Here is a 16,034-nt window from a genome sequence, read left to right on the forward strand (position 1 = left end):
GCCGCCCTTCGCGGTCGCGCGTTTGCTGCACCGGGCGGCCATGCTCCGCCCGTGATGTATCTTGAACGTTGGCCCTTTGCCAGTTGTGGATGAAAAATTGGACGGGCTTGCGGAAAGGGCTTGGCAAGTCCATGAACAATGTCTAAAAATAGTGCAAAAATAGTATGTGCCCGAAAGATAGTCAGTTGTCATTGCCGGCCTTGTCATCCCCGTTTGAGGTCGGGGGCGTGTCGTTCCGAAACCGCATCGTGCTTGCGCCGATGTCGGGCGTGACAGACTTGCCGTTTCGACAGCTTGCCTGGCGTTATGGCGCGGGCCTCGTTGTGACGGAGATGGTAGCGAGCCGCGAGCTTGTCGGCAATGCCACGGAAAGCTGGGCGCGGCTGAAAGGCGCGGGCATCAATCCGCATATGGTGCAGCTTGCCGGTCGTGAGGCCCATTGGATGGGCGAGGCGGCCCGTATCGCAGCTGACAATGGCGCGGATATCATCGATATCAACATGGGCTGCCCGGCCAAGAAGGTGACTGGCGGTTACTCCGGCTCCGCTCTCATGCGCGATCCCGATCACGCGCTGACCCTCATTGAAGCGACCGTCAAGGCAGTCAGTGTGCCGGTTACCCTGAAAATGCGCCTCGGATGGGACGAAAACTCGATCAATGCGCCGGAGATCGCGCGGCGGGCGGAAGCTGCTGGCGTGCAGATGATTACGATCCACGGCCGCACGCGCATGCAGTTCTATAACGGCCAGGCCGACTGGAATGCGATCCGCGCCGTGCGGGATGCCGTTTCCGTGCCGCTCGTTGCAAATGGCGATGTCGTCACGCAGGCAGATGCGCGCGAGATTCTTGCTCGCTCTGGCGCGGATGCGGTGATGGTTGGCCGCTCGACACAAGGGCGCCCCTGGCACCCCGGCGTGCTCGCGGGCGCCATAAGCCACCCAGGACCTCGTGAGATCGCGGATATTTTTGCCGAGCATTATTTGATGATGCTCGAGTTTTACGGGATCGAGGCCGGTCTTCGCCACGCGCGAAAGCATGTCGGCTGGTATCTCGATCGTTTTGCGCCCAAGCTGGCGGGCAGGGATAAGGCGGAAATCATGACATCGACAGACCGGGAAGCTGTGCTCTCGAAGGTGACTGCAGCCATCGCCGCTTGTGCAGCTGAAACGGATCTGGCGGCATGAGCGCGGAGAACGAAGACCGCAAGGCGATGAATTCCTTGCCGATGGCAGTGCTCAATGCCATCCAGAATCCGGTGATTCTCGTCAATGAGAAGGGTCTGGTCACCTTTGCCAACTGGGAGGCCGAAGCATTCTTTGGCGCGAGCGCAAACTATCTGGCAAAACACGACATCAGCAATTTCATTCCCTTTGGCAGCCCGCTGCTGACCCTGATCGAACAGGTGCGCGAGCGTCGTGCGGCCGTGAACGAGTACCGCGTTGATCTGAGTTCGCCGCGTCTGGGAGCCGACAAACTGGTCGATCTTTATGTGGCGCCTGTGCTTTCGGAGCCCGGCTCGGTCGTGATCGTCTTCCAGGAGCGATCGATGGCCGACAAGATCGATCGCCAGCTGACCCATCGCGCCGCCGCCCGCTCCGTGACGGGGCTCGCATCGATGCTGGCACACGAGATCAAGAACCCGCTCTCCGGCATCCGTGGTGCCGCCCAGTTGCTCGAGACGTCGGTAGATGATGAGGATCGTGCCCTGACACGGCTGATCTGCGATGAGACTGACCGAATTGTCTCGCTGGTCGATCGCATGGAGGTCTTCTCCGACGAGCGGCCTGTTGACAGGCAACCGGTCAATATCCACTCGGTGCTCGATCATGTGAAGGCGATCGCCAAGGCCGGCTTTGCCCGCGATATCCGCATCACCGAGAACTACGATCCATCACTGCCACCGGTCTACGCAAACCGCGACCAGCTTGTGCAGGTTTTTCTCAATCTGGTGAAAAACGCGGCGGAAGCCGTTGGAAACCGGGCAGAGGGCGAGATCATGCTGACGACGGCTTATCGTCCGGGCATCCGCCTTTCCGTCGCGGGCACGCGGGAGAAAATCTCGCTGCCCCTCGAATTCTGCGTTCACGACAACGGCCCGGGCGTTCCGGCCGATCTCGTCGAACACCTGTTTGACCCGTTCATCACCACCAAGACCAATGGCTCCGGCCTCGGCCTTGCGCTGGTTGCAAAGATTATTGGCGGCCATGGCGGCATTGTCGAGTGCGACAGCCAGGCCCATCGCACCACGTTTCGCGTTCTGATGCCGGCCTCCAAGGGAAATTCGGCGGAAGACACAGCACCCATGAGCATTAAAGGACAATCCCGATGACTGGCGCCACCATTCTCGTCGCCGACGACGACGCCGCGATCCGCACCGTGCTCAACCAGGCGCTCAGCCGCGCCGGCTATGATGTGCGCATCACGTCGAATGCCGCGACCCTTTGGCGCTGGATTGCCGCCGGCGACGGCGATCTCGTGGTGACGGATGTCGTCATGCCGGACGAAAATGCCTTCGACCTTCTGCCGCGGATCAAGAAGGCCCGGCCGGACCTTCCGGTCCTCGTCATGAGCGCCCAGAACACCTTCATGACTGCGATCAAGGCGTCGGAAAAGGGGGCCTACGACTATCTGCCGAAGCCTTTCGATCTCACCGAACTGATCGCCATCATCGGCCGCGCGCTGGCAGAGCCGAAACGCAAGCCTGCCAAGCTTGATGACGATACGCAGGACGGTATGCCGCTCGTCGGCCGCTCCGCCGCCATGCAGGAAATCTACCGCGTGCTGGCGCGTCTGATGCAGACCGATCTGACGCTGATGATCACCGGCGAATCCGGCACCGGCAAGGAACTGGTGGCACGCGCGCTGCATGACTACGGCAAACGCCGAAACGGCCCCTTCGTCGCCATCAACATGGCCGCGATCCCGCGCGACCTGATCGAATCGGAGCTTTTCGGCCACGAAAAGGGCGCCTTCACCGGCGCGCAGAACCGCTCCACGGGGCGCTTTGAACAGGCAGAGGGCGGCACGCTCTTCCTCGACGAAATCGGCGACATGCCGATGGATGCTCAGACCCGTCTGCTGCGCGTGTTGCAGCAGGGCGAATACACGACGGTCGGTGGACGCACGCCGATCCGCTCGGATGTGCGCATCGTTGCCGCAACCAACAAGGACCTGAAGCAGTCGATCAATCAGGGGCTTTTCCGCGAAGACCTGTATTATCGCCTGAACGTCGTGCCGCTGCGGTTGCCGCCGCTGCGCGACCGTGCCGAAGATATCCCCGATCTGGTCCGCCACTTCGTTCAGCAGGCGGAAAAGGAAGGCCTGGACGTCAAACGGTTCGATCAGGAAGCGCTGGAACTGATGAAGGCGCATCCCTGGCCCGGTAACGTCCGCGAGCTGGAAAACGTCGTGCGCCGCCTGACGGCCCTTTATCCCCAGGATGTCATCACCCGCGAGATCATCGAAAACGAGCTGCGCTCCGATATTCCTGACAGCCCGATTGAAAAGGCCTCCGGCCGCACCGGATCGATGTCGATTTCGCAAGCCGTCGAAGAAAACATGCGCCAGTATTTCGCCGGATTCGGGGACGGTCTGCCGCCGGCGGGGCTCTACGACCGTGTGCTCGCCGAGATGGAGTATCCGCTCATCCTCGCGGCCTTGACCGCAACGCGCGGAAACCAGATCAAGGCGGCGGACCTGCTCGGCCTCAATCGCAACACCCTGCGCAAGAAAATCCGCGAACTTGGGGTGTCGGTGTATCGCAGTTCACGCAACGCTTGACTTCATGATGAAGAGCGTTGCATTTTCGCCACAATGCGTTGCTTAGACGACACAGATGCGGCGAGTGCATGATGACCTCCCGCAACGTCATTGGTGCCGGACCAACGGTTGTCCCGAGACGACCTCTCTGGCCCGGCCGGTCACTTTCTGACCACACGTAAAAAGATTGCGGACGGTGTTTCCTTGCGGAACGTCGTCAGCCTGGGGGAAGCATTTCAGTATGGCCGACAGGCTGACCACGTCGCGTGAGAGTGAAGAAGGTGTCGTCACCAGCACTGATCGGCGCGCATCCTTCGCCTTGCCGGGTCTGCTTCTCGCCACGGGCGCGCTTTTCTGCGCCATCGTCTCCCTTCTCATTCTGCTCGGCCTGACGCCGATTCGACCGGAAACTCCTGTTGTGATCGGCTCGGCTGCGATCAATGCCATCTTCGTCATTGGCCTTATGGCGCTGATCGGGCGGGAAATTACCCGGCTTCTCAAGGCGCGCAGTCGAGGAAGGGCTGCGGCGCGTCTTCATATCCGTATCGTCGCACTGTTTTCCATCGTGGCGATCACGCCCGCGATTCTCGTCGCGATCTTTGCGTCGATCACTCTGGATGTCGGCCTCGATCGCTGGTTTTCGCTGCGCACCCAATCCATCGTGCGATCCTCGATCGACGTCGCCCAGGCGTATGTGCTCGAAAATGCGAGCTATCTGCAGGGGCAAACGGTCTCCATGGCGAACGACCTTGAGCGTAATCGCCAATTGTACAGTCTCGATCGCACCGGTTTCGTCGAACTCATGACCCGTCAGGCGCGGGGACGTGGCATGTTAGGGGCGTTCCTGGTTCGCGCGGACGGCTCGGCGATCCTGCAGGCGAATATCCCGACCGATCGGCCGCTGCCGGCTATCCCGAAGGACGCCTTGGTGAGTTCTGTTGCTGGACAGCCGACGCTTATCCCTCCGGGCGTCACCAACCTTGTCGGCGCGGTTATTCCCATCGACAATATCGAAGGGGCGTATCTTTATACCGTTCGCACCGTCGATCCCAAGGTGATGAACTCGATGCGGCTGATGGAAGAGAACGCCGCCGAATATCGCAATCTCGAAGCCGGTCGGACGTCGCTACAGGTTGCTTTTGGCGTTCTTTATCTCGGCTTCGCACTGATCGTGCTCCTTGCCGCGATCTGGACGGCGATCGCGGTCGCCGACCGTATCGTGCGCCCGATCCGTTTGCTGATCGGCGCTGCAGACAGCGTTGCCGCCGGCAACCTGAATGTCATCGTTCCCGTGCATGCCGTCGATGGCGATGTCGGCAGCCTGTCGCGGACGTTCAACAAAATGATCGCGGAAATTCGCACGCAACGGGATGAGATTCTCGAGGCTCGTGACGAAATGGACCATCGCCGGCGCTTCATCGAGGCGGTGCTGTCAGGGGTGACGGCGGCAGTGATCGGTGTGGAAAACGACCGGCGCATCACGATCGCCAATCCGTCTTCCGAGCATTTCCTCTCGCACCATCCGGTCGATCTGGTGGGTGAGCGTCTGGGGGACGTGGCGCCGGAGATCGAACAGGTTCTCAACGAGGCCGCCAGCCGCCACCGCAACGATTACCGCAAGCAGATCAACATCATGCGCGACGGCACCGAGCGCACGCTTAATGTGCAGGTAACGCGCGAGGATACGACCGACGCGCAGGAATCCTACGTCATCACCATCGATGACATCACCGATCTCGTCATTGCCCAGCGCTCGACTGCCTGGGCGGATGTGGCAAGGCGCATCGCGCACGAAATCAAGAACCCGCTGACGCCGATCCAGCTTTCGGCCGAGCGCCTGAAGCGTCGTTACGGCCGTCAGATCGCGGAGGATGACCGAACCGTTTTCGATCAGTGCACCGATACCATCGTGCGACAGGTCGAGGATATCGGCCGCATGGTGGATGAATTCTCCGCCTTCGCCCGCATGCCGAAACCGACCAAGGAAAAGGCGGATATTCGCGCCATTCTGAAGGATGCGGTCTTCCTGCGGGAGATGGGCAACACGCACGTCACGTTCATCCGGGATTTCGGCGATGAACCGCTGGAGGGCCTCTTCGACAGCCGCATGCTGGCTCAGGCCTTCGGCAATATCGTCAAGAACGCTGTCGAGGCGATCGAGGCGCTGCCGGCGGACGCGGTGCGGGGCGAGTTGAAGATCATGGTGCGTTCGCGCCGGAACGATACGACCGGTCAGTATGTCGTCGATATCATCGATAACGGCAAGGGACTGCCGACCGAGAATCGCCATCGTATTTTGGAACCCTATATGACGATGCGTGAGAAGGGCACCGGCCTTGGCCTCGCCATCGTGAAGAAGATTATCGAGGATCATGGCGGTCAGTTGGAGCTGCACGATGCGCCGGTCGATTTTGACGGCGGCAACGGTGCGATGATCAGGATTATTTTACCGCCCGCTCCGGCTTGGAGCGGCTCGGACATGACACAGGACAAGGACTATTCTCATGGCGGCTGACATTCTTGTGGTAGATGACGAGGAGGATATCCGCGAAATCGTCTCCGGCATCCTGTCTGACGAAGGGCACGAGACCCGCACCGCTTTCGACAGCGACAGTGCGCTTGCCGCGATCAGTGACCGCGTACCGCGTCTGGTCTTTCTCGATATCTGGATGCAGGGCAGTAAGCTCGATGGCTTGGCGCTGCTGGACGAGATCAAGAACCGGCATCCCGATCTGCCGGTGGTGATGATTTCCGGTCACGGCAATATCGAGACGGCCGTCTCGGCCATTCGCCGCGGCGCCTATGATTTTATCGAAAAGCCGTTCAAGGCAGACCGGCTGATCCTGATCGCCGAGCGTGCGCTGGAGACATCAAAGCTCAAGCGCGAAGTGTCGGAACTGAAAAAGCGCTCCGGCGACCCGGTCGAACTGATCGGCACGTCGGTCGCCGTCTCGCAGCTGCGCCAGAACATCGAAAAGGTCGCGCCGACCAACAGCCGCATCATGATCCAGGGACCGTCCGGTTCCGGCAAGGAACTGGTGGCGCGTATGATCCACCGCAAGTCGACGCGAGCCAACGGACCGTTCGTTGCGCTCAATGCTGCCGCGATCACGCCCGACCGCATGGAGGTCGCGCTGTTCGGCACCGAGGGCACCTCGGGTCAGCCGCGCAAGACCGGCGCGCTTGAGGAAGCTCATGGCGGCATCCTCTACCTCGATGAGGTCGGTGAAATGCCGCGCGAAACGCAGAACAAGATTCTGCGCGTTCTCGTCGATCAGCAGTTCGAGCGTGTCGGCGGCTCCAAGCGCGTCAAGGTCGATGTGCGTATCATCTCCTCGACCGCCTACAATCTGGAAAGCCAGATCGCCGAGGGCGCTTTCCGCGAAGATCTTTATCACCGTCTGGCCGTTATTCCCGTTCGCGTGCCGGCGCTGGCCGAGCGGCGAGAGGATATTCCATTCCTCGTCGATATGTTCATGCGCCAGATCAGCGAGCAGGCGGGTATCCGTGCCCGCAAGATCGGTGACGATGCACTCGCCGTTCTTCAGGCCCATGACTGGCCGGGCAATATCCGTCAGCTGCGCAACAACATCGAACGCCTCATGATTCTGGCCCGCACTGATGGGCCGGATACGGCAATCTCCGCCGATATGCTGCCGACGGAAGTGGGCGACAGCCTGCCGAAGATTTCCGCGCAAGGCGACCAGCACATCATGACGCTGCCTCTGCGCGAAGCCCGCGAAATGTTTGAGCGCGACTATCTGATCGCCCAGATCAACCGGTTCGGCGGCAACATTTCCCGCACGGCGGAGTTCGTCGGCATGGAGCGCTCGGCGCTGCACCGCAAGCTGAAGTCTCTCGGCGTCTGAGATACTAACCCCGGGGGGGCGGGCATGACGAGAATAGCCTATGTGAACGGGGCCTATCTGCGCACGGGCGAAGCCGGGGTCTCCATCGAGGATCGCGGTTTCCAGTTTGCCGATGGTGTCTATGAGGTCTGCGAAATCCGGCATGGCTACATCGTCGATCTGACCCGGCATCTCGATCGCCTCGATCGCTCCCTGTCGGAAATCCGCCTTGCGCCACCCATGTCGCGCAAGGCGCTGGTCGGGATCATCCGCCAAGTGATCCGCCGCAATCACGTCAGAAACGGCCTGTTCTACATGCAGGTCACGCGCGGTGCGGCGCGACGCGACCATGTGTTTCCGGCAGCCCATACGCTACCGACCCTGGTCGTGACGGCCAAGCGCACCGATGCCGCGCTGATTGCCCGCAAGAATACCGACGGTATCCGCGCCATCACCGTGCCTGAAAACCGCTGGGACCGCGTGGACATCAAGACCGTGGGCCTGCTTTCGAACGTGCTTGCGCGTCAGGACGCGAAAGAGGCAGGTGCACAGGAAGCGATTTATGTCGATACGGATGGCAAGGTGACCGAAGGCGCGGCCACAAATGTCTGGATCGTCGACAGGCACGGCGCCCTGCGGACCCGTCCGGCCGATCATGGCATTCTGCGCGGCATCACCCGCACGACCCTGCAGGATGTCGCAACCAAAATCGGGCTTGAAATCGAGGAGCGTGCCTTCACGGTGGAAGACATGCTGGCGGCTCGCGAGGTGTTCATCACCGCTGCAACCAGCATTGGCTTTCCGGTGGTGGCGGTTGACGGTCACACGATCGCCAACGGACATCCCGGCAGCACCGCGCAGAAAATTCGCGAAGCCTTTTTCGACGTTGCGGAGAAGACTTTGATTTGATACCAAATCCGGGGAGACACCGTAAAATCCATAGCTGGCGGTGTTCGGGGCATTAAAATCGTATAATCAACCGGTTAATCGGGACCGGCAAATAAGAAAGAAGCGGCGCCATGGCGGAACGTTCTCAGAACTTACAGGACCTTTTTCTCAATACAGTCCGCAAGCAGAAAATATCTTTGACGATTTTTCTTATCAATGGTGTGAAACTGACAGGCGTTGTCACGTCTTTTGACAACTTCTGTGTGCTTTTGCGTCGTGACGGTCATTCGCAGTTGGTTTATAAGCACGCCATCTCGACCATCATGCCGGGCCAGCCGATGCAGATGTTCGAGAGCGAAGAATCCGCTTCCTGACAGGACACCTGACATTACCAAACGTGATACCAAATCGTCGTCTATCATCCCCGAGTTGGAAAAGCTCCGCGATGATATGCGCGCTCTCGTCGTCGTTCCGGTTCTGAAGAAGACCGGGCGACAGGCCTCGGCCGACATTACCGCGCCAACCACCACCCGTTCCGATGAAAGCCGGCTTGAAGAGACAATCGGTCTCGCGCTCGCAATCGACCTGACCGTTGTGCAGGGGCTGATCGTGCCTGTGGCGCAGCCGAAACCCGGTACACTTCTCGGCACCGGCAAGATCGAGGAGATCGGCCATCTGCTGAACGAGCACAATGCCGGTCTCGTCATTGTCGATCATCCTTTGACGCCGGTTCAGCAGCGCAATCTTGAAAAGGAATGGAACGCCAAGGTCATCGACCGGACGGGCCTGATCCTTGAAATCTTCGGCCGCCGCGCCTCCACCAAGGAGGGCACGCTGCAGGTTGAGCTTGCGCATCTGAACTACCAGAAGGGCCGATTGGTCCGCAGCTGGACCCACCTTGAACGCCAGCGCGGTGGCGCGGGCTTCCTCGGCGGTCCCGGTGAAACCCAGATCGAGGCCGACCGCCGCCTGTTGCAGGAAAAAATCCTGCGACTGGAAAAGGAACTGGAGCAGGTGCGTCGCACCCGCCAGTTGCACCGTGCCAAGCGCAAGAAGGTGCCGCACCCGATCGTGGCGCTGGTCGGCTATACCAACGCCGGCAAGTCGACGCTGTTCAACCGCATCACCGGTGCCGGTGTGCTCGCCGAAGACATGCTCTTTGCGACGCTCGATCCGACTCTGCGCCGCATGAAACTGCCGCAGGGTCGTACAGTGATCCTCTCCGATACCGTCGGTTTCATCTCCGACCTGCCAACCCATCTGGTCGCCGCCTTCCGGGCGACGCTGGAAGAGGTTCTGGAAGCTGATCTCATCCTGCATGTGCGCGACTTGTCCGACCCTGACAATCAGGTACAGGCAAGCGACGTGCTGCGCATTCTCGCCGATCTCGGTGTCGATGAAAAGGAAAGCGCAGACCGGATCATCGAGGTCTGGAACAAGATCGACAAGCTGGAGCCGGAAGCCCGCGAGGCGCTGGTTCAAAAGGCCGCTGCAAGCGAGAATACAGCCGCGGTTTCCGCATTTACGGGCGAGGGGGTCGACAAGCTTCTTGGCGAGATCAACACCCGCCTTTCCGGCGTCATGACGGAAACCACCGTTGTCCTGACAAGCGATAAGCTGCAGCTTCTGCCGTGGATTTACGAGCACACCATCGTCGATGAGCGCAACGATCTGGAAGACGGTTCGGTCAGCCTTGATCTTCGCCTGACGGCAGCCGAATCGGTGGAACTCGATCGCCGTCTTGGCAATGGAGTGAAGCCGCAGCCGGAAGACTGGTAACGTATGTCTGTCGTGTATTCGCTTTGTTAGCGGAGTTTGCTCCGCGCGCAAACGGTAGAAGCTGTGGAGGGATGGCTCTCTGTGGAAATGGACGATCCGGACAGCTTTCCTTCGCTGGAATTAAAACGATCGAGGCTCATCTATCGAATAGGCTTGTCAGTGGTAAGCCTCGTACTTCCGTGGTTTGTTGTTAAAGCCGCTCAGGCAACTTTGCCGTTGTCATGGTCAATCAGTCCTGCCGGTTATGTCGTGGCTTGGTGCGTGATGGCTGCCGCATGTCTGGTTGCCATCTCAAAACTCATATCCCTGATCGATTTCGAGAAGCCGATATTGGTGGTTGATAAGAACGCATTGTCTTTCTGCTGGCCCAGCACGAAAGTGCTGCCCTGGTCCTCGATTTTAAAGATCAAGTTTTATGAAAGCGGGCGGTATCGACAAACCAAAACCGTCATTGTTGATCTGGCTGGTGGTACGCAGGCACGCTTTTGCCTGAACGGTATTGAAGGTGAGTCAGCACGGAACGTTTTCGACCGCATAAAAGATTATCATCGGGAGTTTGGACCGAAAACCGTCCAGCCTGCCGCCGATTATGACTCTTCCGCTTGGACCGGTATCGAGGATGACTAACGTTTCGGCAACTGTCGCTCAATAGCCTTCGCTGCCTGCCAAAGCTCTTCCATACGCTCCAGCGTCGCCGCTTCCAGGCTCTCTCCGCCAGCCTGCAATTCGGTTTCGATATGCGCAAACCGACGACGAAACTTGGTGTTGGTCCCGCGCAATGCCATTTCCGGCTCTGTGCCGACATGGCGGCCGATGTTGACGACGGCGAAGATCAGGTCGCCCAGTTCATCGGCAACCTTGGCCTTGTCGCCGCTTCTCAGGGCTTCCCGCAGTTCGGCCACTTCCTCCTCGATCTTGTCGAGGATCGGTTCCGGTTCTGACCAGTCGAAACCGACCTTCGCGGCGCGCTCCTGAAGCTTCAGCGCCTCGATCAGCGCAGGAAAGCTGCGTTGGACGGAGCCGAGATACCCCGCATCCGGGTCTTCCGGTAAGCAATGTTTTGCGCGCCTTGCGCGGCGTTCGGCTTTCTCTGCCTGCTTGATCTGATCCCATTGCAGCTTGACGGCCTCAGGCGTGTCGGCATCGGAGCGGGCAAAGACATGCGGATGGCGGCGGATCATCTTCTTCGTCACCGCTTCGACGACCTCGCCGAACGAAAAGGCGCCGTCTTCCTCGGCCATGCGGGCATGAAAAACCACCTGCAGCAGGAGATCGCCGAGCTCGTCGCAGAGATCGCCCATGTCGCCCCGCTCGATCGCGTCGGCCACCTCGTAGGCCTCCTCGATCGTGTAGGGCTTGATGGTCTCGAAGGTCTGGACGATATCCCAGGGGCAGCCGGTTTCGGGCTGCCGCAGGGTTTCCATGATTTCGATCAGGCGGCTGATGTCGCGGGAAGGCTGCATGATCTCAGTTCAACGGAATGTCGTTGCCGGATTTGCCGGACTGGTAGCTTTCGGAAAGTGAATCATACTGCACCCGGATACGGGCATCCTGCGCCTTCAATTCTGCCTTCACGGCCGGGTCAGCCGTCTCGACCATGTCGCCGATCTTGGCCGAGTGCCAGAATGCGTTGTTGCGCGCATAACCGCCGGGCTCCAGCTTGAAGACTTCTTTCAGGATGCGCAGGTCATGCGGGATCGCGAAGGCATCGCGCGAATCTTCGTGGCTGAAGAAATAGTAGAAATTGTCGAAACCGGCCCAGGTAATGGCCGAAAGGCACATGGAGCAGGGCTCATGGGTGGAAAGGAAAATCAGGTCCTTCGTGTCCGGCTTTTCGGCCTTCTCGTAGAAGCGCTTCAGCGTATGCACTTCGCCATGCCAGAGCGGATTTTCCGTTTCGTTGTTGGTTTCGGCCAGAACCAGCGAAAGATCGGACTTGCGCAGGATCGCGGCCCCGAACACCTTGTTGCCGACGCTGACACCCTTTTCGGTAAGCGGCAGGATGTCATGCTCGATGACGGAAAGCAGGCGGGCGGCCAGATCGGCGGGTTCTGTTTGGGGCACGGGAGACTCCTTGGATGGTGACAGCATTTAAGGGATATAAGTCAGGCGAGGCAACTGTGATCGATGTGTTGGGAAAACGTGTTGCTGCGTGGTGACAGCCGGTGAGATTTGCTCAATTGGAGGCGATGTCGGGTAAAAGAATACGCCACTGCCAAGCCATGAGAATTTCTGTTTCTTCAACTTCGCGGATATAAAAGAGATATTCTGAAGACCTGTAACAGGACCCTTTCCGGATCATGAGCGAACAGCTGACCGTTTTCCCGGCCTTCTTCCGCGTTGCGCAGAAATGCGTGGCGGTTTTCGGCAATGGTGACGAAGCCTACGCCAAGGTTCGGCTGCTGATGAACACGCAGGCGCGCATCATCGTTTATGCGCAAGAGCCCGAAGCGGATTTCGCGACGTTCCTTGCGCAGAATTCCATCGAGACGGTCCTTGCCGCTTTCGCACCTTTTCAGGTCCAGGACGCAACGCTGGTCTTTGCGGCGACGGGTGACGCCGAGCAGGATCGCATCATCGTTGCCGCCGCCCGCGCTCAGAAAATTCCGGCGAATGCGGTCGACCAACCCGATTATTGCGACTTCCTCACGCCGGCCTTGGTCAACCGTGCACCTGTTGCCGTGGCCATCGGAACCGAAGGTACTGGGCCGGTTCTCGGCCAGATGATCCGCGCCCAAGTCGATCAGCTGCTCTCGCCCTCGCTTGGTCGCGTGGCTACATTGGCGCAGGCCTACCGCGGGGCTGTCGATCGGCTGTTGCCGAAAGGGGTTGCCCGCCGCGTGTTCTGGCACCGCTTCTTCTCAGGCGCTGTCGCCGACCAGATCGCGCTTGGCAAGGTTTCTGAAGCCCGCCGTGAGGCGACGAAGCTTCTCAAGTCCATGGAAAAGATTTCGGGCCATGTCTGGCTCGTGGGTGCCGGTCCGGGCGCCGAGGATTTGCTGACGCTGCGTGCCCAGCGGGTGATGATGCAGGCCGATGTGCTGGTCTATGACGCGCTGGTTCCGCAGGCGATCGTCGATATGGGCCGTCGCGATGCGGAGCGGATTTCGGTCGGCAAGCGCAAGGGCTGCCATTCGAAGTCGCAGGAAGAGATCAACCAGCTGCTGGTTCGCCTTGGTCACGAAGGCAAGCGCGTGGTGCGGCTGAAGTCCGGCGATCCTCTCGTTTTCGGGCGGGCCGGTGAAGAGATGGCGGCGCTGCGCAATGCCGGTGTTTCCTATGAAATCGTCCCCGGCATCACGTCTGCCTTTGCCGCTGCCGCCGATTTCGAGCTGCCGCTGACGCTGCGCGGCGTCTCGTCGTCGCTGATCTTTACGACCGGTCATGATCTGGCCGGCGATGTGCTTCCCGATTGGGCAAGGCTTGCGATTTCTGGTGCGACGATTTCGGTCTATATGGGCCGCACGGTTGCCGCTTCGGTTGCCGCGCGTCTGATACAGGCCGGGTTGCCGGCAGAGACGACGGTCGCCGTCATCGAGAATGCCAGCCGCGCTGATCGTCGCTTGCTGCATGGCACGCTCAGCGACCTGCCGGATCTGGAACATCGCGACGAACTCACCGGGCCGGTAATGGTCATTATCGGTGACGCAGTCGCCGGTGCGAATTTCGAGCGCTCCGAGCCGCTGGTTCGTGGCAAGTCGATCAAGGGCGAAGCAGTGCTGCGCCAAAAGGAAAGCGAAACAAGGAACTGAGATGGCAGACAAGGTCTTGACAGCAAATCGCCTTTCGGACGGTATCTCCGTCTGGCTCGATGCCGCCGGAAACTGGGTGGAGTCGCTGCAGGATGCCTTTGTCGCCCGTCATGCCGAGGCTGTCTCGGCGCTGGAGACAACAGGAAAGACGGCTTTTGCAGACAACAAGGTGGTTGACGTGAACGTCATCGACATCGAAGAAGTCGATGGTGTGTTGCGCCCGTTGCGTCTCCGCGAGCGTATTCGCGCGGAAGGCCCGACGATCGATTATGCAACCGGCTACAAGGGGCTGAGCGGTCCCGACCAGGCGGCTTGAGGAACAAACAGTATGTATCGTTACGATGAATTCGACCACGCCTTTGTCTCCGACCGCGTCGAGCAGTTCCGCGATCAGGTGACCCGTCGCCTGTCCGGTGAACTGGCTGAGGATGCCTTCAAGCCGCTGCGCCTGATGAATGGCGTTTACCTGCAGCTTCATGCCTACATGCTGCGCGTGGCCATTCCCTATGGCACGCTGAACAGCCGCCAGATGCGCATGCTCGCCCATATCGCCCGCAAGTATGACCGCGGCTACGGCCATTTCACCACCCGCCAGAACATCCAGTACAACTGGCCGAGCCTGTCGGACACGCCGGATATTCTGGCCGAGCTTGCCTCCGTCGAGATGCACGCGCTCCAGACCTCTGGCAACTGCATTCGCAACGTGACCGCCGATCATTTTGCCGGCGCTGCTGCCGATGAAGTCGCTGATCCGCGCCCTTACGCGGAAATCCTGCGCCAGTGGTCGTCCGTTCACCCGGAATTCTCGTTCCTGCCGCGCAAGTTCAAGATCGCCGTCACCGGCGCCGAGCGTGACCGCGCCGCGATCCAGGTTCACGATATCGGTCTGCACCTGAAGAAGAACGAGGCCGGCGAAATCGGCTTTGCCGTCTATGTTGGCGGCGGGCAGGGGCGCACCCCGATGATCGCCAAGAAGATCAAGGACTTCCTGCCGGAAGCCGATCTCCTGTCCTACACGACGGCCATCATGCGCGTGTACAACCTGCATGGCCGCCGCGACAACAAGTACAAGGCCCGCATCAAGATTCTCGTGCATGAAACGGGCGTCGAAGAGCTGTCCGGTCAGATCGAGCAGGAATTCCTGCAGCTCAAGAACACCGAACTGAAGCTGCCCGAAGCCGATATCCAGGCCATCACCACGTACTTCGCCCTGCCGGAATTGACCGAGCGTCCGGAAGGTTGGGCGAATCTCGCGGGCTGGAAAAAGGCCGATCCGGACTTCGCCCGCTGGGTTCACCAGAACGTGCAGCCGCACAAGAATCCCGATTACGGCATGGTGACGATTTCGCTGAAGCCGATTGGCGGCATTCCAGGCGATGCGACCGATGTGCAGATGGACGCGATTGCCGATCTCGCCGAAGAATATGCCTTCGACGAAATCCGTATCAGCCACGAGCAGAACGTGATCTTCCCGCATGTGGCGCTTGCCGATCTGGAAGCCGTCTATCGCGGTCTGGTTTCGATCGGTCTTGCAACGGCCAATGCCGGACTGATCACGGATATCATTGCCTGTCCCGGGTTGGACTATTGCGCGCTTGCCAATGCGCGCTCGATCCCGGTTTCGCAGGAAATCTCGACCCGCTTCGGCGATCCGGCCCGTCAGGCCGAAATCGGTGAGCTGAAGATCAAGATTTCCGGCTGCATCAATGCCTGCGGCCACCACCATGTCGGCCATATCGGCCTTCTGGGTGTCGAGAAGAAGGGGGCCGAGCTCTACCAGATCACGCTTGGCGGTTCGGGGGACGAGAACACCTCGATCGGCGAAATCATCGGCCGTGGCTTCGAGCCGGAGAAGGTGACGGATGCGATCGAGACGATCGTCGATACCTATCTCGGCCTTCGCCTAGATCCCGGCGAGAAATTCCTCGATGCCTACCGTCGCGTCGGCCCGCAACCCTTCAAGGATGCGCTCTACGGCAACGGCGCCCAGGCAGCCGCGTAAGGACAG

At 59.9% G+C, this 16,034-nt stretch carries 14 protein-coding genes; 12 read left to right on the plus strand and 2 right to left on the minus strand.

Features of this window, described 5'->3' with window-relative positions; genetic code table 11:
* Positions 1–164: 164 nt before the first annotated feature.
* The 9 genes from dusB (at position 165) to BLX89_RS01210 (ending at position 10,901) form a co-directional block, all read left to right on the plus strand.
* The gene (gene dusB, locus BLX89_RS01170; RefSeq protein ID WP_075288819.1) at positions 165–1,184 is read left to right on the plus strand and encodes a tRNA dihydrouridine synthase DusB; all 1,020 of its coding nucleotides are present in this window, start codon (positions 165–167) and stop codon (positions 1,182–1,184) included.
* On the plus strand, positions 1,181–2,329 hold the full coding sequence (locus BLX89_RS01175) for a two-component system sensor histidine kinase NtrB (RefSeq protein WP_075288820.1): 1,149 nt from the start codon (positions 1,181–1,183) through the stop codon (positions 2,327–2,329). Before dusB ends, BLX89_RS01175 begins: the two co-directional genes overlap by 4 nt.
* Positions 2,326–3,780, plus strand: coding sequence for a nitrogen regulation protein NR(I) (gene ntrC, locus BLX89_RS01180; protein ID WP_075288821.1), 1,455 nt, complete (start codon positions 2,326–2,328; stop codon positions 3,778–3,780). Before BLX89_RS01175 ends, ntrC begins: the two co-directional genes overlap by 4 nt.
* Before the next feature lie 220 nt (positions 3,781–4,000).
* Positions 4,001–6,274, plus strand: coding sequence for a sensor histidine kinase NtrY-like (locus tag BLX89_RS01185; RefSeq protein WP_075288822.1), 2,274 nt, complete (start codon positions 4,001–4,003; stop codon positions 6,272–6,274).
* Positions 6,264–7,628: a two-component system response regulator NtrX gene (gene ntrX / locus BLX89_RS01190; protein ID WP_075288823.1), complete on the plus strand. Its 1,365-nt coding sequence runs from the start codon at positions 6,264–6,266 to the stop codon at positions 7,626–7,628. Before BLX89_RS01185 ends, ntrX begins: the two co-directional genes overlap by 11 nt.
* A gap of 24 nt (positions 7,629–7,652) precedes the next feature.
* Positions 7,653–8,516: a D-amino-acid transaminase gene (locus tag BLX89_RS01195; RefSeq protein WP_075288824.1), complete on the plus strand. Its 864-nt coding sequence runs from the start codon at positions 7,653–7,655 to the stop codon at positions 8,514–8,516.
* A gap of 110 nt (positions 8,517–8,626) precedes the next feature.
* Positions 8,627–8,869 (plus strand): RNA chaperone Hfq, encoded by a 243-nt coding sequence (gene hfq, locus BLX89_RS01200; RefSeq protein ID WP_018325164.1) that lies wholly within the window; start codon positions 8,627–8,629, stop codon positions 8,867–8,869.
* A 76-nt stretch (positions 8,870–8,945) separates the two neighbouring features.
* Entirely contained in the window at positions 8,946–10,274 is a 1,329-nt protein-coding gene (gene hflX, locus BLX89_RS01205; protein ID WP_075288825.1) for a GTPase HflX, read from the plus strand.
* Between the two features lie 81 nt (positions 10,275–10,355).
* The gene (locus BLX89_RS01210) at positions 10,356–10,901 is read left to right on the plus strand and encodes a hypothetical protein (RefSeq protein ID WP_143523409.1); all 546 of its coding nucleotides are present in this window, start codon (positions 10,356–10,358) and stop codon (positions 10,899–10,901) included.
* On the opposite strand, the gene mazG is transcribed toward BLX89_RS01210, so the two are convergent.
* Positions 10,898–11,737 carry a nucleoside triphosphate pyrophosphohydrolase gene (gene mazG / locus BLX89_RS01215; RefSeq protein WP_075288827.1) on the minus strand — a complete coding sequence of 280 codons (840 nt, stop codon included), beginning with the start codon at positions 11,735–11,737 and terminating at the stop codon, positions 10,898–10,900. The two genes, BLX89_RS01210 and mazG, sit on opposite strands and share 4 nt — an antisense overlap.
* Positions 11,738–11,741: 4 nt before the next feature.
* Positions 11,742–12,338 (minus strand): deaminase, encoded by a 597-nt coding sequence (locus BLX89_RS01220; protein ID WP_245292736.1) that lies wholly within the window; start codon positions 12,336–12,338, stop codon positions 11,742–11,744.
* Between the two features lie 236 nt (positions 12,339–12,574).
* On the opposite strand from BLX89_RS01220, the gene cysG reads away from it, so the two are divergent.
* From cysG to BLX89_RS01235, 3 genes are read left to right on the plus strand one after another with little or no spacing between them, the layout of a single operon-like run.
* The gene (cysG, locus tag BLX89_RS01225) at positions 12,575–14,026 is read left to right on the plus strand and encodes a siroheme synthase CysG (RefSeq protein WP_075288829.1); all 1,452 of its coding nucleotides are present in this window, start codon (positions 12,575–12,577) and stop codon (positions 14,024–14,026) included.
* A 1-nt stretch (position 14,027) separates the two neighbouring features.
* Positions 14,028–14,342 (plus strand): DUF2849 domain-containing protein, encoded by a 315-nt coding sequence (locus BLX89_RS01230; RefSeq protein WP_075288830.1) that lies wholly within the window; start codon positions 14,028–14,030, stop codon positions 14,340–14,342.
* Between the two features lie 12 nt (positions 14,343–14,354).
* On the plus strand, positions 14,355–16,028 hold the full coding sequence (locus BLX89_RS01235) for a nitrite/sulfite reductase (protein ID WP_075288831.1): 1,674 nt from the start codon (positions 14,355–14,357) through the stop codon (positions 16,026–16,028).
* The last annotated feature ends 6 nt before the right edge of the window (positions 16,029–16,034 follow it).

Origin of the sequence: Pararhizobium arenae (genome assembly GCF_001931685.1) — a bacterium.
In the GTDB taxonomy this organism is placed as follows: Bacteria; Pseudomonadota; Alphaproteobacteria; order Rhizobiales; family Rhizobiaceae; genus Pararhizobium; species Pararhizobium arenae.

Bases quoted from the DNA above. Each gene is read 5' to 3' on its own strand.
- hflX (WP_075288825.1), top strand. From the start codon at position 8,946: ATGCGCGCTCTCGTCGTCGTTCCGGTTCTGAAGAAGACCGGGCGACAG.
- BLX89_RS01175 (WP_075288820.1), top strand. From the start codon at position 1,181: ATGAGCGCGGAGAACGAAGACCGCAAGGCGATGAATTCCTTGCCGATG.
- BLX89_RS01230 (WP_075288830.1), top strand. From the start codon at position 14,028: ATGGCAGACAAGGTCTTGACAGCAAATCGCCTTTCGGACGGTATCTCC.
- ntrC (WP_075288821.1), top strand. From the start codon at position 2,326: ATGACTGGCGCCACCATTCTCGTCGCCGACGACGACGCCGCGATCCGC.
- mazG (WP_075288827.1), bottom strand. From the start codon at position 11,737: ATGCAGCCTTCCCGCGACATCAGCCGCCTGATCGAAATCATGGAAACC.
- ntrX (WP_075288823.1), top strand. From the start codon at position 6,264: ATGGCGGCTGACATTCTTGTGGTAGATGACGAGGAGGATATCCGCGAA.
- hfq (WP_018325164.1), top strand. From the start codon at position 8,627: ATGGCGGAACGTTCTCAGAACTTACAGGACCTTTTTCTCAATACAGTC.
- BLX89_RS01235 (WP_075288831.1), top strand. From the start codon at position 14,355: ATGTATCGTTACGATGAATTCGACCACGCCTTTGTCTCCGACCGCGTC.
- BLX89_RS01195 (WP_075288824.1), top strand. From the start codon at position 7,653: ATGACGAGAATAGCCTATGTGAACGGGGCCTATCTGCGCACGGGCGAA.
- BLX89_RS01185 (WP_075288822.1), top strand. From the start codon at position 4,001: ATGGCCGACAGGCTGACCACGTCGCGTGAGAGTGAAGAAGGTGTCGTC.
- dusB (WP_075288819.1), top strand. From the start codon at position 165: ATGTGCCCGAAAGATAGTCAGTTGTCATTGCCGGCCTTGTCATCCCCG.
- cysG (WP_075288829.1), top strand. From the start codon at position 12,575: ATGAGCGAACAGCTGACCGTTTTCCCGGCCTTCTTCCGCGTTGCGCAG.